39 protein-coding genes are annotated in these 25747 nt (G+C 59.9%); 25 read left to right on the top strand and 14 right to left on the bottom strand.

The features are described 5' to 3' along the window. The first annotated feature begins 1 nt into the window (after position 1). From JQ600_RS35545 to JQ600_RS35460, 18 genes are all read left to right on the top strand, one after another. Entirely contained in the window at positions 2 to 1228 is a 1227-nt protein-coding gene (locus tag JQ600_RS35545) for a phage major capsid protein (protein WP_212490382.1), read from the top strand. Positions 1229 to 1288: 60 nt separating this feature from the next. Continuing rightward, entirely contained in the window at positions 1289 to 1729 is a 441-nt protein-coding gene (locus JQ600_RS35540) for a hypothetical protein (protein WP_212490381.1), read from the top strand. An 88-nt stretch (positions 1730 to 1817) separates the two neighbouring features. After that, the gene (locus JQ600_RS35535; protein WP_212490380.1) at positions 1818 to 2432 is read left to right on the top strand and encodes a hypothetical protein; all 615 of its coding nucleotides are present in this window, start codon (positions 1818 to 1820) and stop codon (positions 2430 to 2432) included. Positions 2433 to 2461: 29 nt separating this feature from the next. Then, positions 2462 to 2728: a hypothetical protein gene (locus JQ600_RS35530; protein WP_212490379.1), complete on the top strand. Its 267-nt coding sequence runs from the start codon at positions 2462 to 2464 to the stop codon at positions 2726 to 2728. A 23-nt stretch (positions 2729 to 2751) separates the two neighbouring features. Beyond that, a complete protein-coding gene (locus tag JQ600_RS35525; protein WP_212490378.1) occupies positions 2752 to 3246 on the top strand; it encodes a hypothetical protein in 495 nt (164 codons plus the stop codon). Positions 3247 to 3270: 24 nt separating this feature from the next. Beyond that, positions 3271 to 4587 (top strand): hypothetical protein, encoded by a 1317-nt coding sequence (locus tag JQ600_RS35520; RefSeq protein WP_212490377.1) that lies wholly within the window; start codon positions 3271 to 3273, stop codon positions 4585 to 4587. 2 nt (positions 4588 to 4589) lie between these two features. Continuing rightward, complete coding sequence (locus tag JQ600_RS35515; RefSeq protein ID WP_212490376.1) at positions 4590 to 5189, top strand: phage head-tail connector protein; 600 nt, start codon at positions 4590 to 4592, stop codon at positions 5187 to 5189. Beyond that, the gene (locus JQ600_RS35510; RefSeq protein WP_212490375.1) at positions 5189 to 5572 is read left to right on the top strand and encodes a head-tail adaptor protein; all 384 of its coding nucleotides are present in this window, start codon (positions 5189 to 5191) and stop codon (positions 5570 to 5572) included. Before JQ600_RS35515 ends, JQ600_RS35510 begins: the two co-directional genes overlap by 1 nt. 22 nt (positions 5573 to 5594) lie before the next feature. Further along, a complete protein-coding gene (locus JQ600_RS35505; protein ID WP_212490374.1) occupies positions 5595 to 6005 on the top strand; it encodes a hypothetical protein in 411 nt (136 codons plus the stop codon). A 1-nt stretch (position 6006) separates the two neighbouring features. Further along, positions 6007 to 6414, top strand: coding sequence for a DUF3168 domain-containing protein (locus JQ600_RS35500; protein ID WP_212490373.1), 408 nt, complete (start codon positions 6007 to 6009; stop codon positions 6412 to 6414). 98 nt (positions 6415 to 6512) lie between these two features. Continuing rightward, complete coding sequence (locus JQ600_RS35495; protein WP_249136246.1) at positions 6513 to 6875, top strand: hypothetical protein; 363 nt, start codon at positions 6513 to 6515, stop codon at positions 6873 to 6875. Between the two features lie 61 nt (positions 6876 to 6936). Beyond that, positions 6937 to 7371 carry a phage tail tube protein gene (locus JQ600_RS35490; RefSeq protein ID WP_212490371.1) on the top strand — a complete coding sequence of 145 codons (435 nt, stop codon included), beginning with the start codon at positions 6937 to 6939 and terminating at the stop codon, positions 7369 to 7371. Between the two features lie 3 nt (positions 7372 to 7374). Next, positions 7375 to 7743 (top strand): hypothetical protein, encoded by a 369-nt coding sequence (locus tag JQ600_RS35485; RefSeq protein WP_212490370.1) that lies wholly within the window; start codon positions 7375 to 7377, stop codon positions 7741 to 7743. Positions 7744 to 8032: 289 nt separating this feature from the next. Continuing rightward, positions 8033 to 10159 (top strand): phage tail tape measure C-terminal domain-containing protein, encoded by a 2127-nt coding sequence (locus JQ600_RS35480; protein ID WP_212490369.1) that lies wholly within the window; start codon positions 8033 to 8035, stop codon positions 10157 to 10159. Further along, positions 10159 to 10983, top strand: coding sequence for a hypothetical protein (locus tag JQ600_RS35475; protein ID WP_212490368.1), 825 nt, complete (start codon positions 10159 to 10161; stop codon positions 10981 to 10983). Before JQ600_RS35480 ends, JQ600_RS35475 begins: the two co-directional genes overlap by 1 nt. Continuing rightward, positions 10983 to 13340: a hypothetical protein gene (locus JQ600_RS35470; RefSeq protein ID WP_212490367.1), complete on the top strand. Its 2358-nt coding sequence runs from the start codon at positions 10983 to 10985 to the stop codon at positions 13338 to 13340. Before JQ600_RS35475 ends, JQ600_RS35470 begins: the two co-directional genes overlap by 1 nt. Positions 13341 to 13350: 10 nt before the next feature. Continuing rightward, a complete protein-coding gene (locus tag JQ600_RS35465; protein WP_212490366.1) occupies positions 13351 to 13956 on the top strand; it encodes a hypothetical protein in 606 nt (201 codons plus the stop codon). Between the two features lie 27 nt (positions 13957 to 13983). After that, positions 13984 to 16491 (top strand): hypothetical protein, encoded by a 2508-nt coding sequence (locus JQ600_RS35460; protein ID WP_212490365.1) that lies wholly within the window; start codon positions 13984 to 13986, stop codon positions 16489 to 16491. Positions 16492 to 16498: 7 nt separating this feature from the next. Here JQ600_RS35460 and JQ600_RS35455 read toward each other — a convergent pair whose 3' ends face one another. Continuing rightward, positions 16499 to 17278: a bifunctional 2-polyprenyl-6-hydroxyphenol methylase/3-demethylubiquinol 3-O-methyltransferase UbiG gene (locus JQ600_RS35455; RefSeq protein WP_212490364.1), complete on the bottom strand. Its 780-nt coding sequence runs from the start codon at positions 17276 to 17278 to the stop codon at positions 16499 to 16501. Positions 17279 to 17448: 170 nt separating this feature from the next. Further along, a complete protein-coding gene (locus JQ600_RS35450; protein WP_212490363.1) occupies positions 17449 to 18777 on the bottom strand; it encodes a hypothetical protein in 1329 nt (442 codons plus the stop codon). 348 nt (positions 18778 to 19125) lie between these two features. Here JQ600_RS35450 and JQ600_RS35445 point away from each other — a divergent pair, with 348 nt between their 5' ends. The 7 genes from JQ600_RS35445 (at position 19126) to JQ600_RS35415 (ending at position 21964) form a co-directional block, all read left to right on the top strand. After that, entirely contained in the window at positions 19126 to 19758 is a 633-nt protein-coding gene (locus JQ600_RS35445; RefSeq protein WP_212490362.1) for a peptidoglycan-binding protein, read from the top strand. Positions 19759 to 19810: 52 nt separating this feature from the next. After that, entirely contained in the window at positions 19811 to 20098 is a 288-nt protein-coding gene (locus JQ600_RS35440; RefSeq protein WP_212490361.1) for a hypothetical protein, read from the top strand. Beyond that, on the top strand, positions 20095 to 20322 hold the full coding sequence (locus tag JQ600_RS35435) for a hypothetical protein (RefSeq protein WP_212490360.1): 228 nt from the start codon (positions 20095 to 20097) through the stop codon (positions 20320 to 20322). Before JQ600_RS35440 ends, JQ600_RS35435 begins: the two co-directional genes overlap by 4 nt. 22 nt (positions 20323 to 20344) lie before the next feature. Further along, positions 20345 to 20482 (top strand): hypothetical protein, encoded by a 138-nt coding sequence (locus JQ600_RS35430; protein ID WP_212490359.1) that lies wholly within the window; start codon positions 20345 to 20347, stop codon positions 20480 to 20482. Between the two features lie 114 nt (positions 20483 to 20596). Then, positions 20597 to 21049: a hypothetical protein gene (locus JQ600_RS35425; RefSeq protein WP_212490358.1), complete on the top strand. Its 453-nt coding sequence runs from the start codon at positions 20597 to 20599 to the stop codon at positions 21047 to 21049. Positions 21050 to 21072: 23 nt separating this feature from the next. Continuing rightward, on the top strand, positions 21073 to 21702 hold the full coding sequence (locus tag JQ600_RS35420) for a hypothetical protein (RefSeq protein ID WP_212490357.1): 630 nt from the start codon (positions 21073 to 21075) through the stop codon (positions 21700 to 21702). Positions 21703 to 21781: 79 nt separating this feature from the next. After that, a complete protein-coding gene (locus JQ600_RS35415) occupies positions 21782 to 21964 on the top strand; it encodes a hypothetical protein (protein ID WP_212490356.1) in 183 nt (60 codons plus the stop codon). 267 nt (positions 21965 to 22231) lie between these two features. Here JQ600_RS35415 and JQ600_RS35410 read toward each other — a convergent pair whose 3' ends face one another. From JQ600_RS35410 to JQ600_RS35355, 12 genes are all read right to left on the bottom strand, one after another. Next, positions 22232 to 22483 carry a hypothetical protein gene (locus tag JQ600_RS35410; protein ID WP_212490355.1) on the bottom strand — a complete coding sequence of 84 codons (252 nt, stop codon included), beginning with the start codon at positions 22481 to 22483 and terminating at the stop codon, positions 22232 to 22234. A 1-nt stretch (position 22484) separates the two neighbouring features. Beyond that, complete coding sequence (locus tag JQ600_RS35405; protein WP_212490354.1) at positions 22485 to 22790, bottom strand: hypothetical protein; 306 nt, start codon at positions 22788 to 22790, stop codon at positions 22485 to 22487. Positions 22791 to 22839: 49 nt separating this feature from the next. Next, positions 22840 to 23190 (bottom strand): hypothetical protein, encoded by a 351-nt coding sequence (locus tag JQ600_RS35400; RefSeq protein WP_212490353.1) that lies wholly within the window; start codon positions 23188 to 23190, stop codon positions 22840 to 22842. Between the two features lie 66 nt (positions 23191 to 23256). Beyond that, complete coding sequence (locus JQ600_RS35395) at positions 23257 to 23451, bottom strand: hypothetical protein (protein WP_212490352.1); 195 nt, start codon at positions 23449 to 23451, stop codon at positions 23257 to 23259. A gap of 20 nt (positions 23452 to 23471) precedes the next feature. After that, positions 23472 to 23753, bottom strand: coding sequence for a hypothetical protein (locus tag JQ600_RS35390; RefSeq protein WP_212490351.1), 282 nt, complete (start codon positions 23751 to 23753; stop codon positions 23472 to 23474). A 3-nt stretch (positions 23754 to 23756) separates the two neighbouring features. Beyond that, on the bottom strand, positions 23757 to 23945 hold the full coding sequence (locus JQ600_RS35385; protein ID WP_212490350.1) for a hypothetical protein: 189 nt from the start codon (positions 23943 to 23945) through the stop codon (positions 23757 to 23759). A gap of 16 nt (positions 23946 to 23961) precedes the next feature. Then, positions 23962 to 24228 (bottom strand): hypothetical protein, encoded by a 267-nt coding sequence (locus JQ600_RS35380; protein ID WP_212490349.1) that lies wholly within the window; start codon positions 24226 to 24228, stop codon positions 23962 to 23964. A gap of 156 nt (positions 24229 to 24384) precedes the next feature. Further along, entirely contained in the window at positions 24385 to 24549 is a 165-nt protein-coding gene (locus JQ600_RS35375) for a hypothetical protein (protein WP_212490348.1), read from the bottom strand. A gap of 27 nt (positions 24550 to 24576) precedes the next feature. Next, a complete protein-coding gene (locus JQ600_RS35370) occupies positions 24577 to 24771 on the bottom strand; it encodes a hypothetical protein (RefSeq protein ID WP_212490347.1) in 195 nt (64 codons plus the stop codon). Continuing rightward, a complete protein-coding gene (locus tag JQ600_RS35365) occupies positions 24771 to 24968 on the bottom strand; it encodes a hypothetical protein (protein WP_212490346.1) in 198 nt (65 codons plus the stop codon). Before JQ600_RS35365 ends, JQ600_RS35370 begins: the two co-directional genes overlap by 1 nt. Next, a complete protein-coding gene (locus JQ600_RS35360) occupies positions 24965 to 25261 on the bottom strand; it encodes a hypothetical protein (protein WP_212490345.1) in 297 nt (98 codons plus the stop codon). The genes JQ600_RS35365 and JQ600_RS35360 overlap by 4 nt, the downstream gene beginning before the upstream one ends. Further along, positions 25258 to 25626, bottom strand: a complete 369-nt coding sequence (locus JQ600_RS35355; RefSeq protein ID WP_212490344.1) for a hypothetical protein — start codon at positions 25624 to 25626, stop codon at positions 25258 to 25260. The genes JQ600_RS35360 and JQ600_RS35355 overlap by 4 nt, the downstream gene beginning before the upstream one ends. Between the last annotated feature and the right edge of the window lie 121 nt (positions 25627 to 25747).

Genomic DNA, 25747 nt, shown 5'->3' with positions numbered 1-25747 from the left:
CATGTCTGATCGTTTGAAGGCTCTCCGCGAAAAGCGCGGTGTTGCAGTGAAGGAAATGCGTGATCTTATCGAGATCGCGACGACCGAAAAGCGGGACATGTCCGCCGAGGAAATGGAAAAGCATTCGAAGGCGTTCAATATCGTCGATAGTCTGCGCGTTCAGATCGAGGCGGAAGAGCGCACGATCGAAGCCGAGCGCCAGGCGGCCACGCAGGCCGACAAGGACAACAGCGAGCGCCGCGACCGCGAGAAGGGCAAGGACACTCCGGAGGCCAAGCTTCGCGCCGGCTTCCGTAACTGGCTGCGTACCGGCAAGCTGATCGGTGAGGGCTCCGAGGAGTTCCGCGCCTATCAGGTCGGTTCTGACACCGAGGGCGGCTTGATGCAGCCCCCGCAGGAAGTCGTCGCCGGAATCCTCAAGAACGTGGACGATCAGGTCTTCATCCGATCGCGAGCCACCGCAACCCAACTCCCGCAGGCGGAAAGCTTGGGTGTGATCACCCTCGACACCGACGCGGAAGATTGGGACTGGACCACCGAACTGCTTACCGGCAGCGAAGAAGATTCCCTCCGGATCGGCAAGCGCGAGTTCCGCCCGCATCCGCTGGCGAAGCGCCTGAAGCTTTCGAAGACCCTGATCCGCAAGGCTCCGAACTTCGAAACTCTGATCCTGAGCCGCATGGCCTACAAGCTGGGCGTGACGATGGAGAAGAACTATCTCACCGGCAACGGTGTGCAGCGTCCCCTTGGCGTGTTCACCGCGTCGAACGACGGCGTTCCGACGACCCAGGACGTGTCGACGGGCAATACCACCACGTCGATCACGTTCGACGGTCTGATCGAGGCGAAGTTCAAGCTGAAGGCGCAGTACTGGACCAAGGCCGACTGGCTGTTCCACCGCGACGCGGTGAAGCAGATCACGAAGCTGAAGGACGGTGACGGCCAGTATCTCTGGCGCATGTCGGTTCGCGATGGCGAGCCCGATTCGTTGCTGGGCCGCCCGCTGATGGTCAGCGAGTTCGCCCCGAACACCTTCACCGCCGGTCTCTACGTCGGCATGTTCGCGGACTTCTCCAATTACTGGATCGTGGACGCGCTCAACATGCAGATGCAGACGCTGTACGAACTCTATGCCGAGACGAACCAGACGGGGTTCATCGCGCGCTATGAGGGCGACGGCGCACCGGCACTCGCGGAAGCCTTCGCTCGCGTCAAGCTGGCGCCGTAACGGATCAACGGCCCGGCCTCGCGCCGGGCCATCATCCCCCTTTCAGGAAAGACCACTCCAATGAACTTGAGCAAGAATGTTCAGATCGATCAGGTGCTCGGCTACTTCGCCGCTGGCACCACGAAGCGAACGTCGACCATTCTAGATATGGCCGGCTACGACGGCGTGTTGTTCGTCGCTGGTCTCGGTACGCTGATCGAGGCCGGAACCGTCGACGTGTTCGTCGAGCAGAACACGATCAACTCCACCAGCGGCATGGCCAGGCTCGCCGGCCAGAGCGCGCATACGGTGACGGCGGCTAACGCGCTGCTGACCTCGTCTGCAATCGTGGTCGACATCGAGAACGTCACCGAACAGTACGTCCAGTGCAACATAACGCCGGCCACTCAGAATGCCGTCGTCCTCGGCATCGTCGCCATCCGCTACAGCGGCCGCGTCAAGCCGACCCTGAATTCAGCCTTGCTGAAGAGCACGCTGCTCGCCGGCCCGGCCGAAGCGTAACGCCTGAAACTTCACTCCGAGCGCGCAGCGCTAGACAACGGCGGGGCGACCATGCCCCGCCGGGCTGTCGCAACAAAGGAGAATTCCCATGGTCGATGCTACCTATCAACCCCTCGTTTACCGCAAGCAGGGCGGGAACGAGCTTGTCGTCGCATCTGGCGGTGTCATCACCGTCGAAACCGGTGGCTCGATCATCGCTAATGGCGTCGAAGTCGCGAACGGGCAGACCGCTACCATCGCGGAGATCGCGCGCGTCGCGGACGTGTCGTCGCGGATCGTGGTCATCACCGAAACCGGCGCCATCACGGAAGCTCTGCACGAGGGCAAGACGTGTCTATTGCGGGAGGCCGGCGGCAATGCACTGGTAACTCTCACGCTCCCGGCAGCGACCGGCGGCGGTGGCCGGTACCGCTTCGTTGTGGATGAGGTCAACACCTCCAGCTATGTAATCAAGTCCGTCGCCGGAGCCGACATCATGACCGGCTGCATCATCGGCAACGATGGTGGCGGCGTCACCACTACCCTGCGCTGGCAGGCCGCAGCGACCGACGACACGTTCACGCTCAACGGCACCACCATGGGCGGCGTGACGCGCGGCGATTGGGTGGAATTTGAGGACATCGCGGCCGACCGTTGGGCCGTGCGCGGCGTCGTCAGCCAGAGCGGCAACGAGGCGACTCCGTTCAGCGACACTGTCGCGTAAGTCGAAAGGCCAAAACAATGAAAGTCAGAATGCTGACGACCAAGGCCGGTCCGGACGGCGGCTGGAATGCCGGAGAAATCTTGGACCGGGAAGATGGCGAGCATCTGGTTTCCTCCGGCTCGGCGGTGCCACACGGCCCCGTCGAGAAGGTGGAGCGCGCCGTCGCCACTCCACAGCGCGAGTCTGAACCCGTCGTCGAGAAGACGACGGCGCCGGTGCCGGAGCCGGAAAAGACTGCAGTGGCGCCATCTCATGACCGGCGCCCGCATAAAGACAAAGACGCGCGCCGCAAGTAGCCCCTCGCTTTTAGGAGTCCGCAATGACGGAGAGTATGTTCATCGTCGGCACCGGTATTTCTGCGTCGGCGACGTTTACGCCGGCCGCAGCAGCCTACGGTGCCGGAGACATCGTCTCCGTTGCGAAGGAGTTCGCATTTACCGACAGCGTCGGGCGGATCGTCCCGGAAGGCGCGCTGATCCGCATCGTCTCTGCAGTCATCAAGATTGATCAGACGGCGGTCATCTCCGGAGAAACGAGCTATTCGCTCGCCCTCTACAACGTCACGCCGCCTAGTGCCCAGGCCGATAATGCCGCTTGGACCCTCGCATCTGCTGACCTCCCTTCGTATCGCGGGACGCTCGCACTCGGGACGCCAGCCGATCTCGGAGCGGCTTGCTACATCAAGACGCAATTTTCCGATCAGCAAGATTTCAAGCTGGCCGGAACGAGTCTCTTCGGCGAATTGATCACAACTGGCGCATTCACCGCTACCGCAGTTGCGCGCCAAATTCTTCTCTACGGCTTCGTGGTCTGAGCGGTGGATTTATCGCGCCGGATGATGACTGGCCTTCTGGGAGCGAATGTCCGCAATTTTCTCCCATTTAGCGAAAACTTTTCAGGATGGAGCGGCTTTCAGGGCGGTACGGGCGTGAACGCGCTCTTTCCCGATGGGCCGACACTCTCCGTCGCGAGCCAGCAGCAGGTGCCGGACGCAACCGGCGGCGCGGTAGGTGAAGGCTTCACCTGTACGGGCCTGGCGCACGACCCGGTGAACAATACGTGGTGGGTCGGGAACTACGGCCAGAAGACCGCTACCGATGGATCAAGTCCCTTTACCAGCCTGTGCCAAGTCTCGCTGGACGGCACGACGCTGGTCTCTCAATTCGCCGTGACGCCCAATACTGGCATGCAGGGCGTGGCCTACGTGACACCTTTGGATTGTGTCGCGTGGTGCGGCGCGGCTACGGGGCTCGTCTACTTTGTTGACCGTGTGGGCAACCAGGCGCGGGCGCCGCTCTCGGTGCCGTACACCACGCCAAACGGGTTGACGTGGGATGATGCACTGCAGGGCTTGTGGGTTAGTGACAACGCGACCGGCGCCTCGATCTGCATCAGCCTATCGGGCATTATCCTGCGCAGCTTCGACTGGACCGGGCAGGGCGGCCCGATCGACCATTTCCACGTCGACGCCGCGCGCGGCACGGCCGGTTATTTGTGGGCGAGTTCCGGCGCGAACGGTGCGGCCGCCGTCCTGATCGCCTTCGACAAGGCCAAAGACCGAATCGTCAATCAATGGCGGCTCGATACCGCGCAGGCCGTCGAGGGACTGCATGTTAGCGGAACGACCGTCACGATCGTCAACGACGGCTATTACCATTCCACGGGGTCGCCAGCGACCAGCGCGCCCTATGACGTCAACAACATGCAGACCTACACGCTGCCCGGCTCGCTGCCTGCGTATCGCTACAGGCGCGTGTTCGCGGCCTACACGATAGGTCCGTTCGGCCGGATGGTCGGCCGCATCATTGCGGACAAGGGCGGCGGCGCTACGTCTTCCGATTTCACCGGCTGGCAGCGGGCTTCCGACATTCCCGCTGGGATGGCGACGTATTCGCACTACATGCGGTCGACGGATGGCGTCACGGCGTACAACGTCGGAATGCGGCTTCTGAACGGAACGCAGGTCAACAAGGTCGTCACGGGCGCGTGGACGCGGTTCAGTGAGACGCAAACCGTCGCCGCTAACGCCACGGCGCAAGCGCCGGTGCTGCGCGGCACGTTTGGGTCGGATGACTTCATAGATATTCTGATCACGGGCGCCATGCTCAACGCCGGCCCCATCGCGGCGCCGTATGTCCCGCGCCTTGGGGCCTAGAAATGTACCGTCCCGTCCTCGTAACAGCACCGGTTATCAAGCCCGTCACACTTGCTGAAGTGAAGGCGGCGCTGGATATCGGCTACAGTGAAAAGGACACGTTGATCACCGGGCTCATTGCTGCGGCGACGTCGTATCTGGACGGGTGGACGGGTATCCTTGGGCGCGCGTTGTGCGAGCAGACTTGGCGCCAGGACTATGACGGCTGGTGTTCGAAGTTTCGATTGCCGCTATTCCCGGTCATCTCGATCGGCAGCGTGAAATACATTGACACGTCAGGCGTCGAGCAGACAGTCACCAGCACGAATTACACGCTGAAGAATGACGATCTCGGCGCCTATGTCGAGTTCATCACGACTTATGCGCTTCCGTCCGTTGGAGTTGAGCCTGCAGGAGTCCGTGTCGCATATCTTGCGGGCTACGCGGACATCGCAGGGTCACCAAAGACGAGCAGCGTTCCGGACAACATCAAGCAGGGCATGTTCCTGTTGATCCGTCATTGGTTCGACAATCCGTCAGCGGTCAACGTCGGCAATATCGTGAATGAGGTTCCGATGGGCGCGGCGGCACTGTTCGGAATTTCCAAACGGGCGCGCTTCTGATGCAGCGCCGCTATGATCGGCAGATCATCATCCAGCGGAAAACGGTCACGCAGTCTGGATCTGGCGAGGAAGTCGAGACCTGGGCAGACCTTTGCTACAAGTGCCTCGCGTTTGTCGCGCCCACCAAGGGCAGCGAGAAGTTCGCAAATCCTGAAAATGTCGCGAGCCAAGAGACGACGTTCACGATCCGCTTTCACGAAATTGCGTCAGCCTCGCGCCCTCTGGGGCCGGAAGACCGCATCATCTATCCCGTCGACGGCATCGCGGCGAATGCGCAGAGCCCGGCTTGGAATTTGGTTCACGACATCATTTCTTCCGACGAAGTCGGGCGGCAAGTCGATCTCTCCATCAAGACGCTGCGGCGCGCGGACGTAACCACGTAAATTCTCACCGAAAGGAAAAGCTATGACCGATCTTTCCGTTACTGCCGCGAACGTTCTTCCGGGCGCGGGCGCGACCACCGACCGCGGTTTGGCTGGCGGTACGATAACCGCCGGCATGACGGTCTACAAAGCCGCCGACGGTACGATTGTCGCTGCCGACGCGGACTCCGCTACGGTGTTAGCCCGCACGCCGATCGGCGTCGCGCTTAACAGCGCGTCCGCTGGTCAGCCCGTCGATTACCAGAAGTCCGGGAGTATCACGATCGGCGCCACGATGACCGCTGGCGTAACCTATTATCAATCCGGCGGCGCGGGCCTCATCTGTCCGCTCGCGGACGTGAGTTCGTCCGAATATCTGTGCATCGTCGGCATCGCGACGTCCACCACGGTTCTCAAGCTATCGTTCAACTATTCCGGCGTCCTGGGCACGTAAAATGAAGGACATCCGCCCAGCGTTGCGTGAGTTTCTGCTGGGCGATTCCAACATCTCCGCCCTGGTGGTCGCGCGGGTCTATCCGATCGTGCTGCCCCAAGGCCAGAAGCAGGCGAGCGTCGTCTACAACCGGGTTTCCGGCGGTGGCGATTACAACATGCAGGGATCAACCGGGTACGCGCATCCCCGCATCCAGATAGCGGCATGGGCGCCGACCGCTGACGCGGCGGTGGTGCTCGCAAATCGAGTGAAAGACCGCGTCGACGGCTATTCCGGCGAGATGGGGACCGGCGCCAACATTGTGAGGGTACAGGGAGTTTTCCAGGCCGACGAGCGCGAGCTGTACGACGATGCCGTGCAGATGTTCGGAGTGCAGCGGGACTGGTTCGTTCATTACGAGGAATTGTGATGGCTCGACAGACCTTCAAAATCGAAGGGCTTGCCGAACTGGATGAGGCCCTGACCGAGCTACCCAAGGCAACCGCGCGAAACGTTCTGCTCCGAACGTTGAAAGAGCAGGGCGCGCCGATCAAAGAAGCAGGCGAGCGCAACGCGCCGCGGCTCAAGGGCGGACTGAAGGAATCGTACACCGTCGGGCAAAAGCTCTCGCGAAGGCAAAAGGGCCTGAACCGCAAAGAGAGCATGGTGGAAGTCTACATCGGCCCCGGGCCGCACGCGAAGGGCGTTCAGACCGAGTTCGGAAACGCGCACCAGACCGCGCAACCGCATCTCCGGCCGGCCTTCGATAGCAATGTGCAGAGGGTGCTGAACGGCATCAAAGACAGTCTGGCCGAACAAATCGAGAAGGCGCGCGCGCGTCTCGCCAAGAAAGCAGAACGGCTCGCAGCCAAGATCGCAGCCGGAAAATAGTTCCCCATCCCCGCCGGGGCGACGTCGCGGGCTTCCCTAAATCAGACATGGAGTAATCCCGATGGCGACCAGTGCCCGCATTGGCTATCAGACGCTGTTCAAGACCGGCAACGGTGCGGCGCCGGAAGTGTTCACGACCCTTGCGGAGGTCACCGGCATCACGCCGCCGGCCATGGCGCGCGACACGGTCGACGCCACGCACGAGGAAAGCCCCGGCGCATGGCGCGAGTTCATCGCGGGCCTGAAGGACGGCGGGGAGGTTTCGCTCGAGCTGAACTTCGTGCCCGGCGGCTCCGCGGCGCTCGCACTCACCGCCGAACTGGATCTTGACGGCCCGTCCGCAGTGAAGAACCGTCAAATCCTGTTCCCCGACGGCTCCTACTTCTCGTTCGCCGGGATCCTCACCGGGTTCGAGCCGGATGCGCCGCTCGACGACAAGATGGCGGCTTCGGTGACTTTCAAGGTCTCGGGCAAGCCGAGTCTGGTGCAGGCGTAACCCATGGCAAATCCGCTCAAGGGTGAGATCGAAATCACCGCCGGCGACAAGAGCTATATTCTGTTCTTCGACATCGATGCGATTTGCGCCATGGAAGAGGCAACAGGGAAGGGCTTCGGTGCGATTGCCGCCGAGATGCAGAACCCAGCCCTCATGTCGATCAGTATGGTCCGGAGGATGCTTCACGCGGCCCTGCAGCAGAACCATCCGGACGTCACCCTCAAAGAGGCGGGGGAGATCATGGTGGCCGGCGGCGGCATGCTGAAGGCCATCCAGAAGATCGGTGCGGCCATTAATGCCGCCTTCCCGGAGGCGAGCGGCACCCGCCGCCCTCCGAAGAGGCCGAAAGGTCGGACTGGCTCGACCTCCTGAGCCACTGGCTTTCGGCCGGATTCGACGAAGACGACTTCTGGCGCCGTACCCCGCGCCAGATTGCCCGCATCCTCAAGGGCAAGACCTCGCAACTCACCCGCGAGCACAATGAACGGGCCTGGCTCGCTCACACATTCGCCAGCCTTCAGCGGGCGAAGAAAATCCCAACTCTTAAGAAACTACTGGTCCGAGAGCGGGATCGCAAACCTCAATCCTGGCAAGACATGCAGGCCATCGCAAAGCAATGGACTGTGGCGCTAGGCGGCGATCTCAAATCTAAGGAAGATTGATGGCAGGCGCATCTGTGATCGGCGCGCTCCGGGTCGTCCTCGGGGCGGACACTGCCGCGCTCGATAAGGGCCTGAAGGACTCGCAGTCCAAGCTCGGTGCGTTCGGCGTCGCCGTCACGGCTGGTATGGCTGCGGTCGCAGCCGGCGTAGCCGCTGCCGCTGTTCAGATCGCGGGATCGATCCAGTCGACGATCGACAGCGCCGACAAACTGAACAAAATGTCTCAGTCGACAGGCATGAGCACTGAGGCGCTGTCGAAGCTCGGCTATGCCGCTGAGCTCTCCGACGTGAGTATGGAGTCGCTCGGGAAGTCGGTCGGGAAGCTGTCCAAGGCGATAATCTCCGCTGCGAATGACGCCGCCAGCCCCGCGGGGCAGGCGTTCACGCAGATGGGCGTCGCTGTCAAAGACCAAGACGGAACGATAAGAAACTCCGCGGACGTCATATCGGACGTTGCCGGGAAGTTTGCGACCTACAGAGACGGCGCAGCAAAGACTGCTCTGGCCATCCAGCTATTCGGCAAAGCGGGCGCGGACATGATTCCGCTGCTCAACCAGGGCGCTGCTGGCCTGAAGGAAAGCGGTGACGAGCTTGAGCGCTGGGGAGGGGTGATCGACTCCAAAACGGCTCAGGCCGCCGAACGGTTCAACGACAACCTTCGAAAAATGGATACGATCAAGAAAAGCTTGTTCGTTACCATAACCGCTAAACTGATGCCCTCGTTTGAGGCTCTCTCCGTTGTTCTTCTGAAGTCGCGCGAGGATTCGCAACTCTGGAACGTGATCGGCGACAAGATGGCAACTGTCATGGCCGGCATCGTAACTGTCGGGACCACTCTAATCACCACATGGCAGCAAATCTTCGCCACTGCTGTCAACCTGAAGGCCGCGTTCGGGCAGCTCACCAGCGGTGACTTTACCGGTGCATTTGAGACCATGAAGAAGTCCGCCGCCGACACCTCGGTGGCGATGACGGGTCTCAAGGACGTGGTTCAAAAGCTCTGGGCACCCGACGAGACCGATAAAGCTATGTCTGAAATGTCGGCTTCGGTCGATACGTTCATGGGTCATATGACCGGCGTTGCGGACAAGCTGAAGAAAGATGCGCCATGGAAGGCTGTGTCTGAAGATGCAAGCAATGCGCTAAAATCGTTCTTGGACAGCTCAGCCAAACGCGCGGCGGCCATGAACGCCGATGCAGCGACCGTCGGCAAAAGTACCGGCGAGCAGGCCAAAATGCGGCTTGAGGCGGAAGCTTGGGCCATTGTTGCTGCAAAGAACATCACGATCACGGCGGGCGTAACGAAAGCAATAACCGACGCGGGCAATGCAGCCGCTGCTGCGGCTCTGAAGATGCAGGGAGCGCAGCTGATCGACCAGGCATCAATGCCATGGGATCAGAGAGCGCAGCAGGTTCAGCAGTATAGTGCAGCGATGCTGGCAGCCGGCGCCAGCGCTGACCAGCTTTCGGTAATGCAGGCAAGAATAACATTCCCATCGTTCACGTCCGCGGCGATTGCCGCTGCGGATTTCGGAATGCAGATGGATCAGTTGGCGACAGGCGCGGTCAACTCGCTCTCGACGAACTTGGCCGCGTTGGTCACGGGAACGAAGTCTGCTGCTGATGCCTTTAAGGCGTTTGCTACGTCGCTGATCGCGGACATCGCGGCAATGATTGTCAAGATGCTGATCTTCAAGGCTATCCGAACCGCGATATTCGGGTTTTCGGACGGTGGCATGGTCGGCGGAACTGGCCTGAGTCTGACCGGCACCGGAGGACTATTTGCTGATGGCGGTTTTGTCAGCGGTCCGGGCACGGGCACGTCCGACAGTATTCCGGCGCGCCTTTCGGATGGCGAGTTTGTTGTGAACGCGGCGGCGACCAAGCAGTTTGCTCCTCTACTTCAGGCGATCAATTCGGGAAATCTTCCATCGTTCAAGGATGGTGGAGATGCTTCCGGACGCCAGGAGCAGGGCGGCGGCAACGATCTGCGGCGAGGTGCAGGATCGCAGCCGATCAATCTTTCGATGCCGATCGCGGCGACCCGCGACGCATTCCGGGCAATCATCGAAGGAATCAATGAGATGACCGCGGACGGCTATCGGTTGAACGTGGTGCCGGCCTGATGATCGTTATTTCAAGTGCCATTGTTCTGCAGGCGGCCTCTCCGACAGGCCTTCCGGGTGGCCTGACGCTCGATCATCCGGTGATCGGATGGCACAACGTAGTGACGGCAGAGACAATCGTCGCTGATACCGAGGAGGCTGGATTTCCGGCCTCGAACCTCGCAAATCCGGCAACGCATCTCGAATGGCGGGCGGAGGATGACAGCGAGCAGTATCTCACCATCACGACGAACGAAGTCGACGAGATCGATTACGTCGGAGTTGCGCGGCATAATTGGGGATCGTCGGCAATCGTCGTTTCCATCGAAGGGTTCATTGATGGCGTCTGGACGGAGATCGTCGAAGAAGTCATGTTGCCGGACGATGGCCCGGCGCTATTTCGCTTCGATCCTCAATCGTTGGCAGAGATCAGGATCAAACTGCAGACGGGTGACGACATCCCGCGCGCGGCCGTGGTCTATGTCGGGAAACTATTGATTGTCGAGAGGAAGGTTTATGTCGGGCACGTTCCGCTTCCCCACGGCAGGAAATCCAACGTCATCAACGGAATGAGCGAGACCGGCAATTCGCTTGGCGGCATTGAAATCGGTGCGTGGCGCGAGACGACCATCCCGCTCTCCCTGATCACGCCAGCGTGGCACCGCGAATATATGAACCCGTTTCTGGCGGCAGTGGGGAAGCGGCTGCCGTGGTTCTTCGGTTGGCGTCCTGAGACCTATCCCCGGGAAATCGGCTTCTGCAAATTGGTGGATGATGTGGCGCCCGTGCCAACAGGGCCAAGCAACCTGATTGCCTTCGATATGCCTGTTATCGGCGTCGTCTGATGCAAGCCCTACAGTATATCGAAATCGATATTCCGTTTTGCTCTCTCGTCTACGGTGTGGCGCCGTGCACAGCGTCCATCCCGACGACGGGAGCAATCAAGTGTTTCAACAGTCGTCATACGTGCCAGGACATTGCGCACTTCGACCCGGAAGACGTCACGCTGCGATTTGCAGTGGATGCGGAGTTTCTGCCGCGCGAGATCGATTGCATTCCGTCGATCAGTGAAATCTCCTATACGCCCGCGACGATTTCGCTCGGAAAGAACCTCGGCACCCGCGCGACGCTTAGCGTTACGTTCAAGGATCATCCGCACTCCGACACGGGCGATGGTTTCGACAAGTACCTCGCTGACCGGGATTATGATCCGTACAGCCAAGGAACGTTCTGGGGGAAGTTTCGCGCGCGCCAGCCGTTCCTTCGAGGTCAGCCGATCCGATGGATATCCGGTCTCGTCGGTGAAGATCTCGCGGACATGGAGACGCGACACTTCGTTATCGACAGTTTCGATGGCCCGACGCCCGAAGGCAAATACACGATCCTCGCAAAGGATGTTCTGAAGCTCGCCGACGGGGATCGGGCGCAGGCGCCGGTTCTCTCGAGCGGGTTTCTGAATGCCAACATCAGCAGCGCAGCGCTTTCTCTAACGCTGTTGCCCGTGGGCATAGGCGCCGAGTACCCGACGGCGGGATACGGAACGATCGGCGGCTCGGAAGTCGTTTTCTACAATAGAAGCGGGGATACCTTTTCGCTTGCTCGTGGCCTGCTAAATACCGTTGCCGCTTCTCACAAGGCCCAGGACCGATTTCAGGAAGTACTTTCATACTCGGGCGACGATGTAGCGGACATCCTCTATGACCTACTCGTAAACTACGCGGAAGTGCCGGCGGCCTATATCGACCTCCCGGCATGGCGGGCAGAGACGGCTGCGTTTCTCGGGACCGTATACACAGCCAACATATGCGAGCCTACGTCAGTTGCGGCGCTGGTCGCTGAACTGTGCGAGCAGGCCGGGCTTGTTATTTGGGACGAAAATCTCACGCAATCGCTGCGGCTGCAGGTTTTGCGGGGCGTCTTGACGGATGCAGATACGTTCTCACCAGACAACACCCTGCAGGGAACGCTCACGATCAAGGAGCAGCCTGAACTCCGGTTGTCGCGCGTGCAAACCTACTTCGGTCAGAAAGACCCGACAAAGCCACTATCGAACCTCGACAACTATCGATCGACATCGCTCGTTATCGACGAAGAAGCGGAGGAGGATTACGGCTCCGCAGCAATCAAGACGATCACTTCAAGATGGATACCGGAGGCGGGCCGCACGGTAGCCGATCGTCTCGGGGCGATCATCCTTGGACGATACCGGGATCCTCCGCGTAGGCTGACGTTTGCAACAGCGCGCCACGCCGAGACGGATATTGAAATAGGCCAAGGCTACCGCGTGGAGTCGTTCTGCGTACAGGACGCCACCGGCGCGCAGTCAAACATTCCGATTCAGGTCACGCGGCTGAACCCCGGGCCTGACCGGTTCACCGCAGAAGCTGAGGAAATGCTTTGGACGGCGCCGGATGCTGACTTGACGGATCGTCAGGTCGTTTTCGACGCGAACAACTACAACATCAATCTGAGATCGGCTCACGATTCGATCTACCCCGCGCCTATATCCGGCGACACGGTAACGTTCACGATCAACTCCGGTGTTCTCATTGGATCGACGTCTACTTCGGCGCCTGCGGTGAACGTCGGATCGTGGCCGGCTGGCGTCGATGTCACGCTGATCGTTAACGGCAAGATACAGGGGGCAGCCGGCAACGGCGGCGCTGGCGGTTACGGTCTGGGCCTCACGCCGCCAAACGGCACTGCGGGCCTCGTGGGCGGCCCTGCGTTGTACAGCCGGTACGCGATTGACTTGGAGTTCCCATCGGGCGGGAAAATCTGGAGCGGCGGCGGCGGCGGTGGTGGTGGCGGTGGGGGCGGTCTGACCCAGGAGTTTACGCCTGGTGTTCACACGATCACGCAAAGCGGCGGCGGCGGCGGTGGCGGTGGGGGCGGTGGTTGGGTTCCTGGCTTGGGTGGCGCAGGCGCAACGGGTCTCACCGCGGGCGGTTCGAACGGCGCTAACGGTACGGTCGATTCCCCCGGCGGCGGCGGTGGTGGTGGGGGCGGCTTGGGCGCTGGCGGCGGCAACGGCGGTTCACCTGGCTTGGCTGGCAGCGCAGGCGGTAATGGGCAAGCAAGCGCCCTAGGCCCTGGCGGCACTGGCGGCGCCGGTGGTGCGGCTGGCGCCGCGGTGGACGGCATCAGCTACATCACTACGACGGTAAGCGGCGGCGATCAGCGCGGCTCCTCTATTAATTGAGGCGGATTTTATGAGCTTGGCTGTTTACAATCGAACCGTGCAGGACAGCGGGGGCAACGTAGTCCCATCAGCGCACATTGAGGTGCGCCGGGAAGTTCCGGGGCAACCTCTGGCGACTATCTACAGCGATCGGGATGGAACATCGGTTCTCTCCAATCCGTTCGACGCCGAAGCAGACGGAAGTTTTTCGCTATTCGCTGTTGGTGGTGCCTATCGAATTCGAGCCTATCTCGGCCCCAGCGGGACACCAACATTCGAAGCCATCTTGCGCTATGAAGCGATCGGTCTTTCAGCGGAGACGGATAGCGCCGCCGATCGCAGCAAGCGCACCGTGACGGCTGCAGGCGCTGTAACTGTGGCATCGGATGACGTTGACGACATCATTATCGAAAAGACGGTAGGTGCCGCGACTACAGTCAATCTTCCGGACTCGTCGCTACGCTCGAAGCCAGTTCGAATTATAGACGGCAAGGGTGATGCCGCCACGAACAACATTACGATCCTCCCTATCTCGGGGGAGACGATTCACGCGATCGTCGATTATCCAAAGATCATCGACCAGAACGGCGGGTCAACGACGCTGACGCCGCGTGAAGACGGCACCGGTTGGTACTAGAACTCCAAACATAATCGGAAATTCAACATGAACCTTCGCGGCATAATCGCGAGCGCGATGGCGCTTGCGCTCTCTGCATCCTTTGCATTCGCGCAGGACGGCGGCGGCTCGTCTCCGCTGCGAGGGTCGAAGGGCGGCACGAACAATGCGTTTATGCAGTTCACTGGCCCGGGGACGTCGATCAAGACATACGCACTTCCGAATGCGAGCGACACGATCGCTACCATCGCTGCCGCGCAGACGCTGTCGAACAAAACCCTGTCAAGCCCGACCCTGACCGGAACGACGACGGCAGGAGCAATTAACAGCGGCGCGATCGGGATCACGTCGGCAAGCGCGACTGCGCTATCTGTTGGGTCTGGCGGCGGTGTTTCAGCGTTCGTGGTTGATGCGTCTACGGCGTCGCAGGCTGCGGGCCTCAAGGTCACTGGCGCGGCGACTGGGGGTAATGTCGGCGTCGCAGTTATCGACAGCGGGGCGAATGCACATCTAAACATAGACGCCAAAGGAACTGGTCAGGTGGCGATCGGAGCCTCCTCAACCGGCTCCATTTCATTGCTTCGGGCGTTAACCTATGGGGGCGTCACACTTTCGAATTCCGTGACTGGCACGGGAAGCATGGTGCTGTCGACGAGCCCGACGCTTACAACGCCAGCCCTCGGTACGCCGTCTGCACTGGTGCTGACAAACGCAACGGGTCTGCCGGTCTCGACCGGCGTATCAGGACTTGGGACCGGCGTCGCGACCTGGATGGGGACGCCATCTAGCGCAAATCTTGCTGCCGCTGTCACCGGCGAGACTGGTTCTGGTGCGCTGGTTTTCGCGACATCTCCGACACTTACAACGCCAGCGCTTGGCACGCCGTCGGCGGCGACGCTGACCAACGCTACCGGGCTTCCGATCTCGACGGGCGTGTCAGGGCTAGGAACGGGAATCGCGGGATGGCTGGCGACGCCGTCCAGCGCGAACCTGGCCACCGCCCTAACGGATGAAACGGGGTCAGGTGCTGCGGTCTTTGGCACTGCGCCGACACTGAGCAATGCAATTGTAGGGACGCAAAGCCCTGGCGACAACTCGACCAAGGCGGCGAGCACGGCCTACGCTGATGCGCTTGGCGCGCTGAAGGCGAATGCATCTCGCAATATTTCGACCGGCTGCGGCCTCGCCGGTGGTGGCGACCTGTCAGCCGATCGCACGATACGCCTTAGCCTGACCGTCAACGCACAGACCGGAACAAGCTACACGGTGCTCGATGGCGACTGCGGCAAGGTCGTCAGCTTCAACAACGCGGCCTCTGTCGCTGTTACCCTGCCTCAACCCGGCGGCAGCTTCATTTCTGGCTGGTCGGTAGATTTCCAAAACAAGGGCGCGGGCACAGTCACGATCACGCCGACGTCATCGACCGTCAACGGCGGTGCCAATCTTGTCCTGACGACCAACCAGGGCGCGCACTGCAGCAGCGACGGCACCAACTATACCTGCGTTCTTGGCGTCGGCGCCGGCGGCGGTTCTGGTATCACCAGCATGGTCTGCGATGGCGTCACGATCACGTCGACCGGGACCTGTCCGCCGCGCTTTGGCTTCGTCAACTGCACGCTCGCCGCGAGTGCCGCATCGAGCGCCCTGACGATCGCGCTTAAGGATAGCGCAGGAAACGATCCAGCTTCCGGATCGCCCTGCACCTTGAATTTCCGAAATGCCACGGGAACGACGGGCTCTTGGTCGCAGATCGTCGTCACGTCAGCGACTTCGCTTGTGATCTCGTCGGGCTCGACGATGGGGGTGACATCGTCAACGGCGTTCCGGATTTGGGTCGTGGCATTCAACGACGGCGGTACGCTCCGTCTCGGTGCGGTCAACGCCTTGGTCAGCAATTCGGGCAACATCTTTCCGCTTAGGAATTCTGCGGTTGCTTCATCGACAGAAGAAGGCGGGGCTGGCGGAGCCGACAGCGCGGGTGTGATCTATACGGGAACAGCGGTTTCGCTCAAGGCGTACCAAGTTCAAGGGTTTCTTGAATGGAGCCCGACCGGCCTGACTGCAGGAACGTGGACGACGACCACTCTGAACTACATTCAGACGTTCGGCCCCGGTGTAGCGCTGCCGGGCGAAATTGTGCAACAGCACTACACGCAATCCACCTCGTCGACCACGACGACATCGACATCATTCACGTCGACCGGGATCACGGCAGTAATTACGCCTGTGTCTTCGGCAAATCTGATCCGCTTAGGCTTCTCAGGCGGGGGTGATACGGATTCGGCGGGTAACACATTCGGATTCAATGTCGACCGGGGTGGCACCTCGTTAGCTGCCGGCTTTGGCGTCGATTATTTGTCGAGCGCAGTCAAGCAGGGGGCGGGTTCAGGTGTCATTCCGCAATCTTTCATCATCACAGACCGGCCGAACTCGCCGTCAGCGCATACCTATACGCTGCAATGGAAGATAACCGCTGGCACGGCCACGCTTGGCGCCCGCAACGGTGGCGCAAATACGCAGCCGACGATTTTTTACTTGCACGAGATACAGGGCTGACTTTTTTTCAAGCGCCGTGCTTGGATGCGAGCACTGCGTAGGAATGTTCTCGCATCGGCGTGATTTTGTCGATCGTCATTCCTGAAAGCATCATCGGGAAGATGTATCGTTCAAGGCAATTCACGTCGAACTGCTGCCGGTAATCCTCGATGAATTCGGAATGCGTAATGGGTGCAAACATCGTCCCCATTTTCTTGGTGCCTCGACCTGACTTGACGCTGTTCTGCTCGTTCTCGGCGATTGGCCCGAGCGTTGTCTGCAGAAGCTGGTTAGTCGTGTCGTGCGTGTTGGGGATGATGTGGACGGATCGGCCGCCAGCTTTTAACGACGCGGCAAACAGATCGCAGGCGCCCTGAATATCCTCGACGTGTTCAAGGCAAAACACGCTGAGTAGCATGTCGTATCGGTCAGTCCGGTCCCTCAAATAAGCAAAGCTGTCGCCTGAAGTTAGCTGGATATTGTTGATCCCAATTCCGGAGATCAGCTCAGACCCAACGGCCGGGGCGGGGCGGGTCGTTTTGAAGGCGACGCCTGGGTCATCCAGATCGACGCCTTCAACTTTTGAAAAGTATTTGCTGGCGTAGACACAGGCGAGTCCGAGGCCGCAACCGAAGTCGAGAAACCGTTCGCCTCCCTTCTTGATCGCGCCATCCAACAGGCTGTCGATCAAAACGAGTTCCATCAGACGGATGTTGAAATAGTTGATGCCCCAATGGCTGTAGGGCATGGCTGCTCCAACGAAGTCGGAAACAGGCTTCGAAAGGCGCTTTGAATAGTCTGTCTGCATAACCGCGCTTCTATCACCACAACCCCACGGCGATCAACTCAGATCGCACCCGTGATTTCGTGTCGGTGCATTGCACCGGAGATCAGTGAGGGCAGGTCAGTCGAGATACGCCTGCGCCGAAAGCCAAAGGCCGCCAGCGATCACAAGCGTAGGGATAGCCAAAGCGATGATTATTCCGATCCACATGGCTGTTTCCTAGCTGGTGCAGGATGGGCAAGTTCCTCGACCTTGGAGAAGGTGGGGCATCTCGGGGAGACCAGCCAAAGTAAGAACAGCGCTGCGCCGCCGTTCGAGAGCATCACTGTCGAAAGCGGAACGTTCGTGAGGGCTTGTACGAGTACCCCACTCGAAACGGCAATGAGTGCGGGTGATAGTCTTGCCGACGCGACATTGCCGAGACCGATGATGATCCCGCAAACAAAGGTCGCGATGGGAGCAAAGACGGGGCCAACTGATGCAATCCCCTCGGTTGCAAAGAGTGATCCGTTGAAGTTTCCAAGGTTGTACTCGTTCTTCAGGATCGCCCCGAGTTGTTCATTGTAGGGACACTCGGTAAAAATCCGAACGAAATTGATCTGGCAGAAACTGGTGTTGGGGTGGCTGCTGAAGAAATGAGAGTAATAATCGAGCGCGACTGATGGGATCGCGATCATCCGAAGGTTGATGAAGCCGAATGCCAGCGCGCCTAGCTCTGAGGTGAAAATAAAATAGCCGGCGATGCCTATCATTGGCGGGATAGCGATAGATAGCACCGTCGCAGTTTTCGGGCGGAACATCGTATAAAGTGCCAGAATAAATACCAGCCATACAGGCGCCAGCAAGACGGTCTTGTTTAGCAACACGGGGAAGAACGAAAGCAGCAAGGCTGCGGCAATTGCACTCAATGCCACCTGCCGGTTGAGCGCGAAATAAGCAAAACAAAACGGCAGGACCGCGCCGGATACGATGCCGCTCAGGTAGTTCAGCAGCCTTGGGCGCGTAACTTCCTCTCGCATCGCCAGCGACTCCAAAAACCCGGCTATCCTGAAGCCGTACATCGCGGAGGCGGCAACCACAGCGGCGCTCAAGACCAGCGCACAGATCATTAGGGCGTTCATGGCTCTCGGGCTTATCGAAAAGAGCGAGATTCTGAACCGGAGGAACAGAGCCGGGACCAGAAACGAGATGAGGCACAGCAGCGCGGAAATCCTCGCCTGGCTGTGATTGTATTCGAGCTTGGTCGAATAGCTGAGGAAGATAAACCCGGCCACCATGACGTACATCCATAGCCCGATGATGTAGCCGAAGCTGAATCGAGCCAGTACGAACAATGGGAGCGGGATCAGTACGAGCGCCGCGGCAACGAGAGCATCGACTGGCGCGGGGAAGCGCAGCTCGGAAATGAAGGCTGGGAAAACCCGGCCGACAAGCGAGTTAGAAACGACCGTTAGCCCAAGGAGCGCGAATATCAGCGCGGCGGTTATGACCTGTTCGCGCGCCAGGTTCCGATCTCGACTCACAGCGATACGCTATCCGCTGGTGAGCGCAGGACCAGAACGGCGATCACGATCAGAGATAAGAGCACGATGAGGGCCAGATAATGCGACCGGCGGATCATTGTCGTTTAGCCCGCCGGATTTCCCACTCGACCCAGATCCAGATTAAGGCGCCGGCCGAAGCCGGAACGATTAAGAGCAGCCACCAAAGCGACACGAGCAAAACACCCCTAAGACGGTTTAACGAATCCGAGCACCACAACCCCACAGCGAATAACACTAGTCCGCTCGTTTCGCCGGCCAAACTTTGTACGAAGCGGACGAATGCGATAACCATTTGGAAACCTCCCACCTGAAATCGGAGAAATTGCCATGTCGTGGCGGCTTGCGCGCGCGCTCGAAAAGCTACGTTCCCAGGTCAACGCCAAATGGCCGAAGCGGGGGAAGGGGTCCGATGGTTCAGTTGGGGATACATCCCACGGTGCCAGGAAGTCCGATCACAATCCGGACGGGGCAGGGATCGTTCACGCCATCGACATCACGCACGACCCGAAGAACGGATTTGACAGCTACGCGTTCGCCGACATGTTGCTGGCCAAGCAGGACCCCCGCGTGAGCTACATCATCAGCAACCGGCGGATCGGCTCCGGTCCGAAGGGCCCGCAGCCCGGCAAGTGGCGCAAATACACAGGCAGCAATGCCCATGATCACCACGTCCATATCTCGGTCGTGAGCGGTGCCAAGGCGGACGACATCAAAGCGTGGGATATCGGCGGCCTGCCGGACGTCGCTCCGGAAGTCGTGGCGGCCTACATCAAGCCGCCCCGGACCCTCCGGAAGGGATCGACTGGCGAGGACGTGAAGAAGCTGCAGAAGGCGCTGAAGCTGACAGTTGACGGCAAGTTCGGCGCGCTGACTGAGGCTGCGCTGAAGAAATTCCAGACGGCGCACAAGCTGGCGGCTGACGGCGTGGCCGGCCCGCAAACCTGGGCGGCCCTGAACTAATCCGCCGCGCGACGGAATCGCGCAATCAAAACATCATCGGAGAACTATCAAAATGAGTTGGGAACAGATCAGCAGCATCCTTCGCCACATCCTCACCTTTGGAGGCGGATTCATCGTGGCCAAGGGCTGGATCAGCGCGGAGGCCTTGCCCGGTATCGTCGGCGGCATCATCACGATCGGCGGCGTCATCTGGGGCATGTTCAACAAGACCCAGAGTTCGATCGTTGCGTCGGCGGCGGCGCTGCCTGGCACGACGGTCGTCACCACGCCGGCTCTTGCAGCGGCGGTTACCTCGCCGGACGCGGTCTCCTCGTCTGAAGTGAAGGTCGTCGCGAAATGATGTCCTGGATATCGCTCGCGCTCACGCTTCTCAAGGTGGTCAACCAGATTATGACGTGGGCTCGGGAGCGCGAGCTGATATCCGAGGGGTACGACAAGGCGATTGCGGAGGTAACGCAGTCGATCCTCGTCAAGACGACCGCCGGTAAAGCCATCATGGAGAAGGTCAATGCGATGTCTGATGAAGAGGTTGACGCTGGTTTGCGCGGCCTTGAGCCTAAGTAGTTGCGCGACGAAGCCTATGCCGGTGGATTCCTACTGCCAGGTCTACAACCCGGTGGTGGTGCAGAAGGGCGACGGTTCGATTACGGCAACGCCTGGCGTCAAGAAACGGATACTGGCGAACGAGCTGACGTACCGGGATCAGTGCAAGAAACCAAAGTGAAGCGGGCCGCGCCGTCGTCTGGAAACGTCGACGCAGCCCTGACCCTTGACCGACGCGAGACGGTCGCAGGCTGGGAATGTCCTAGCGAACAAAGGTGGCTAGGAGATTAAGGGGATGACGTTAGAGCAGGGGTTTTTGGTCGCTGGGTTCCTGATTACTTGGACGTCTGGCGTCATTGGGCTTACGCGCGCGGTCTCGAGGATCAAAGAAGACACCTCCGAAAAGATTGCTTCGGAGGAGTTGGCTCGGACTGAGGCCATCGCCGCAGCGTCCGCTGCACGTAACGAGAAAATGGACGGTCTCCGCCGCGATTTTAACGAAGCGCAGCGGGCGCAAGATAACAACGTCGGTGAAATGGGGGCTGCCTTGAGGCGCTTCATTGAGACGGTTGAAAAAGAAATGCACGCCATCGAGATTTGGGGGCGCGACAACTACGTCCAAAAGGGCGAGTTCGAGCGAGCAACCGACCGCATGACGGAAGCCATCAAAGCGATGGGCACCGATATCAAATCTGACTTCCGTGAGCGCCTTGAGGAAATGAGCAAGCGCATCAACGGCAAGCACTAATCCACCACCACAGGAAGCATCACATGATCCGAACCGCATTTATCGCGGTGCTGGCGCTCGTCGCGCTGGCATCCAACGCCGAAGCTCGCCAGCGTCATAGGACGTACATCGCCCATGAGCGCTGCAACATCGACTGGCCTTGCGAGGGAGTGACCGCGTCCGCGCGCGGGGAGCGCATCGTGAGGAGCATGGGCGGGTTCGGGTCGGCTCAGAAGGTTTACACGCCGCGCGTTGCCAAAGCGGACTACCGCCATGTCATCCGGGAGCGGCCCGCGCGCCGCGCCCCACCGGTGATCCGGACGGTTTCCAGCTATGGCGCGCCGTCGCCGGTGGCCGAAGCCGTTGGCCGGCCGCTGCGCTACATCTCCGGGCGCCTGATCTGCGCAGTCAACGTGAACGCAGCGCTCGCGGAAAGGGGCATCAAAGGCACAGGGAGCGCGCTGGCGCGGTCGTTCCTCTCTTGGGGTCGCTCGGCAGGCGGCCCGGTCCCCGGCGCTGTAATCGTCTCCGCAAGGCGCGGGGGCGGGCATGTGGCCATCGTCTCCAGAGTCCAGGGCGGCGTCGTTTACGCATGGAATGCCACCGGCGGGCAACGCGGCTGGCGCGAGATCCCGTACCGCAAGCATGTCATTGATTATCGGGTGCCAGGATGAATACTCTCGGCTGGCTTCTGATCACCACCGCCCCGGCCATGCTGTTCGTGGTGGTCGCCGCTAACGCGGTGGGGATCATATGATCGTTCTCGCAATCATCCTTGGCGCCGCGGCCCTCGTCTTCTTTGGGATCGGCGCCTTGATGGTGAACCGATCCCGCACGCCGCCGCAAGCCACTATGGGAATGGCCGGCGTCGTCCTCGGCCTAATCCTGGCTGTCGCGGGTCTGTTGCTGCTGCTGTTCTCGGCGCTGGTTTTCTGAATTCGGCCTTCGGGCCGTCAACCTCTACCGGCCTCCGTTTCTCGGGATCGGTAGGCTCGTCCCCAACGAGCACGTTTCCTCCCTAGACTAGCCCGGCGGCCTCACGGCTTGCCGGGCTTTTTTTGTGGCCGTATTTGTCCGGATATAACCAGCCGCTGCCGCCAGATATATTTATGGCATGAACAACCGATTCCCATTCTACATGCTCGGCTTGACGTGCAGCAGCGCGGTCGCGTTCGTGTTGGCTGTCGGAGCGCTGGTGCTGCGCTAATAGTCCTGAAGCGTGTCGAGGAACTTGAATTCCGTTCGGAGATTTCGTTCCAGATCTTGCATGTTCGTACCGGGCGGCGCGTTTTCAATTGCTGCGATGGCTTCGAGTACAGCGCGGCAGGCATCGTCAATGTACACGATCTTCTGTGCCAGATCGCGCTTCTTGATATCCCACGCACCGCGCTCCATCTTATACCCGGTGAGTTTTTCATAGATGCGCTCAACGCGCTTTTCGTCCAGCTTCGCCATATTAACCCCTCTTCGCCCTTCGCTTCGCTTCCAAAAACGCGGTCAGGTTCGCTTCATCGGAGCTAAAGCGCTCCCAGGCCGCCTTGAACTTCGCCATGCAGTCTTTGAGGTTTGAACCGCGTCCGGACGTTGCCATGGCGCGCATCGGAATTACCGTGTCGATGCCCCAGCCCCATTGAAGCTCAACGTCTGCCGTGCGCTGCGGTCCGATCGACCCCACCTCGTATTCCGTCTCGTCTATTTTCAGGATCACCCGCCAGTTATATACGGCCTGTGGGTGATCGACTTTTCTGAGGTAGAGGGGCATCCGGGCATTTTAAAGAAATCCAACCTGCAAGAAAAGCTAGCAGCTTCAATCAAACTCGATCTCGGGGTTGTTCTCGCAACTGATCCTCTGCGACACCAAGCAATTCGGCGAGTTTGGGCCGAACCTTCTCGTTCAGGGTTAGTGGGGTCCAGCGCATTAAAAATTGCTGCAAATAGGTTTCGTTGCGACCAATAGCTAACGAAGCCTCTTTCATCGTCAGACCTTTCGCGTCCAGTTGCTTCGCGACCAAGGCTCTAACGGGGTCGCGGGTGTCAACGTCACCGCGCTTCATTCCCGGATTGCTGGCAGTGTTACTCATGATAATCTCGATGGTCTGATCTTCCGTCAGAACTCCGGCGCGGAACAATTCCAGCACCTTTTTTACTTCCTCGCGTTTCAAATCGCCCCCCAATTCGGTCTTGTCGAGCCCATAGCGCTCATTGGCCAGTAGGGGTGGGGTGCGGCGTTACAGCCTGACCTTGTATCCAAAAAGGGCCATGCCGTTGTTGATCGAACTTAGGTCTTCATGGCTCAGCGCGGGCGCAGCGGCTAGGCGGCCTCTCTCGTCGCAGCAGGTCGGCTTGTTGAACGCCACAGCCCAGAGGGCCTTTTCTAGCTGCTCCACCCGCTTCTTCAGGTCGTCAATCTCTTGGTCAGTCATGGGGCTCTTTTCCTCTTCGGTCAACCGCGCGCAACCTTACGCAGCTTGCGCAAAGTTCGCCTGTGCTCGTCATGGCGCTTCAGCATCTGCTCGACCTCGCCGTTATTGGCGGCCTTCACGGCCTCCATGATAGCGTTGTAGGCCGTGTTCCGGATCGACAGGGACGCGGACGCCTGGGAGACGTGTTCGAACATGCGCGGGTACTGACCCTCGATATGGTCAACAACCTGCTTGCCAACGTCCATCGCTATCTGACGGACAAGGGCCTCCGAGAAGTCTACGGTCGCGGGTACATTTGCCACGGGCTAACCCTCTCCATTCGAGACCGCCGCACTTAACTCCTCGCGCAGCTTCTCGCATTCCTCAAAGGCATCCCCCAGGCCGACTATGATGGGTATCCCGAACGGCGTGTCGGTCTTGAACGGGTTCCCCTTGAAGTCGCGAAGGTTGCCCTCGAAAACAAGCGTAAAGCGTTCGGTCAGAATGTCGCTCATTGGCACCTCCTACTGATCACCACTCACAGCGAACCCAGACATCCTTATGTCCGAAGTGCTGGAGTTCGTTGCTGATATGGGCCGCCAGTTCCGTCGCGTCGGGTGATGCTTCCTCAATCGTGGCGCACCACAGTCCGTCCATCAGGGACACGCTGACATCGGTGCAGCTCAGGTCGCCCCAGTTGATGGGGCCTTTAACCTCGTTCGCATCGGTTCCGTCGATGATGGCATTGATATGCGCTTGGATTTCGCGCGCCTTGGCTTTCATCTCGTCTAGGGTCATTGCCTCAGTCCCCCCATCCCCTTGCCGCACTACTTGTCACTTGTGACCCACCACCATTCTCCGGCTTCGAAGAACGGGTAGTAGACCGTTTCTTTGCTCTCGACGCTGGGGCACTCGAATAGGCCCCAATGGCTTACTGACAGCATCGGCGTCTCCTCAGTGAGTAGTCGGGGCCCGGTAGATGACCCGGCCGTCGATCGTCTCGATCTTGGTGGTCCCAGGGTTCAGCGGGACGTGCTTCAGCACCTTCTCGTCGCTCTCTTCCTCGACTGGGTAGAAGTGGCCTTCACGGAAAAACAGGTAGGTCTTCATCTTGGCCATGGTCGTCTCCTGGTTGACTGTTTGACCCTACCGGGTCCGTAAAATTAGCTTCGCCATAGCCTCGCGCATGACGGACAGCCCGGCCTGCCAACATTCGTCTTTGGTATCCAAGCTCCAACCAGTGGCAGCGTGTGCGGCATCGAAAACCTGCTGCAGCGTCGATCTGGCTTCGCTCTCGACGCGCTCGCGTTCGAGTGTTGAAAGGTTGTCGTAGGCGGCCATTAGCGGAGTATCCGCCAACCGGCATCCCGCAATGCCTTGGTGATCTGGTGCGCCGTCTGTCTCACCCCGGCCGGCGGGCTACTGTCCGCGAGAACAGCGGCGACGATGCTTTCCGGCGAGGGGTGGGGCACTTGGCGGTTCAGCGAAGCCTCGACAATCCGGGCCTCTCCGGTCTCGTTATCCCAATACGCAATCATGTTGCTGCTCCAGTTGTTAGGGGGTCGGCAAGCGCGGCGTCGATCATGGCTAGCCAGCAAACCTTGGGGGGCGGCTCGTACTCGTCGTCAGTCCATTTCCCGCCGTTAGCCGCATACGCAGCGCGATACATGCCCTCCGTGGGCTCGCGCATAGCCTCGATGGCGGCCCTCGCGCCGTCCAGATAGGTTCCGATCACATCCAGATCACGGTCGCCAAACGCCTGCGATGGCTCCCCATCAAAATCGGAGTTGTAGATGGCCTCGGCTACCTTCCAGAGGAATTTATCACTCATGCCGGCCTCCCGGCGCTCAGCCGAGCCAGCCGCTTGATCTGTTGGTTGGCAGAGTATTGGAGCGTCTGCCGTTCATCGGTCGCCCAGTCCGGCCGCTCGTAATCGGCCAGGTTCTCAATGATCTGGATGATATTTGAGATCGTGTGGCCCTTGGGCGTGTCCCAGCCGGCGGCGCAGCCCAGCCGGATCAGGTCGCGGCGGACGTGGATCGGATCGTCAAAGAAGTGTATGCAGCCCTGAGCATTTGCCTTCGCGGCGAGGGCTGCCATTGCCCCCTTGCTCTCAGGGGTCTCACGAAACGCTTCTGGTACTCCTTCGGTACTCTCATAGGCCTGCTTTCCCGATACGTTCACTTCTGTTCGCATGCTCGACCTCAATTTATTCAATGGTTTAGCTACAATCATGTGAGTTGCAGATATTGTTGCTTGTAGCACGAAACCCGTTATTTACTAGGGTTTCTTTTAGTTTGGTACTCCTACGGTACTA

It is taken from the genome of Bradyrhizobium sp. AUGA SZCCT0176 (genome assembly GCF_018130145.1).
Taxonomy (GTDB): Bacteria; Pseudomonadota; Alphaproteobacteria; order Rhizobiales; family Xanthobacteraceae; genus Bradyrhizobium.
The sequence above is the reverse complement of the archived record's forward strand: the minus strand, read 5'-3'. Positions and strand labels throughout refer to the sequence as shown.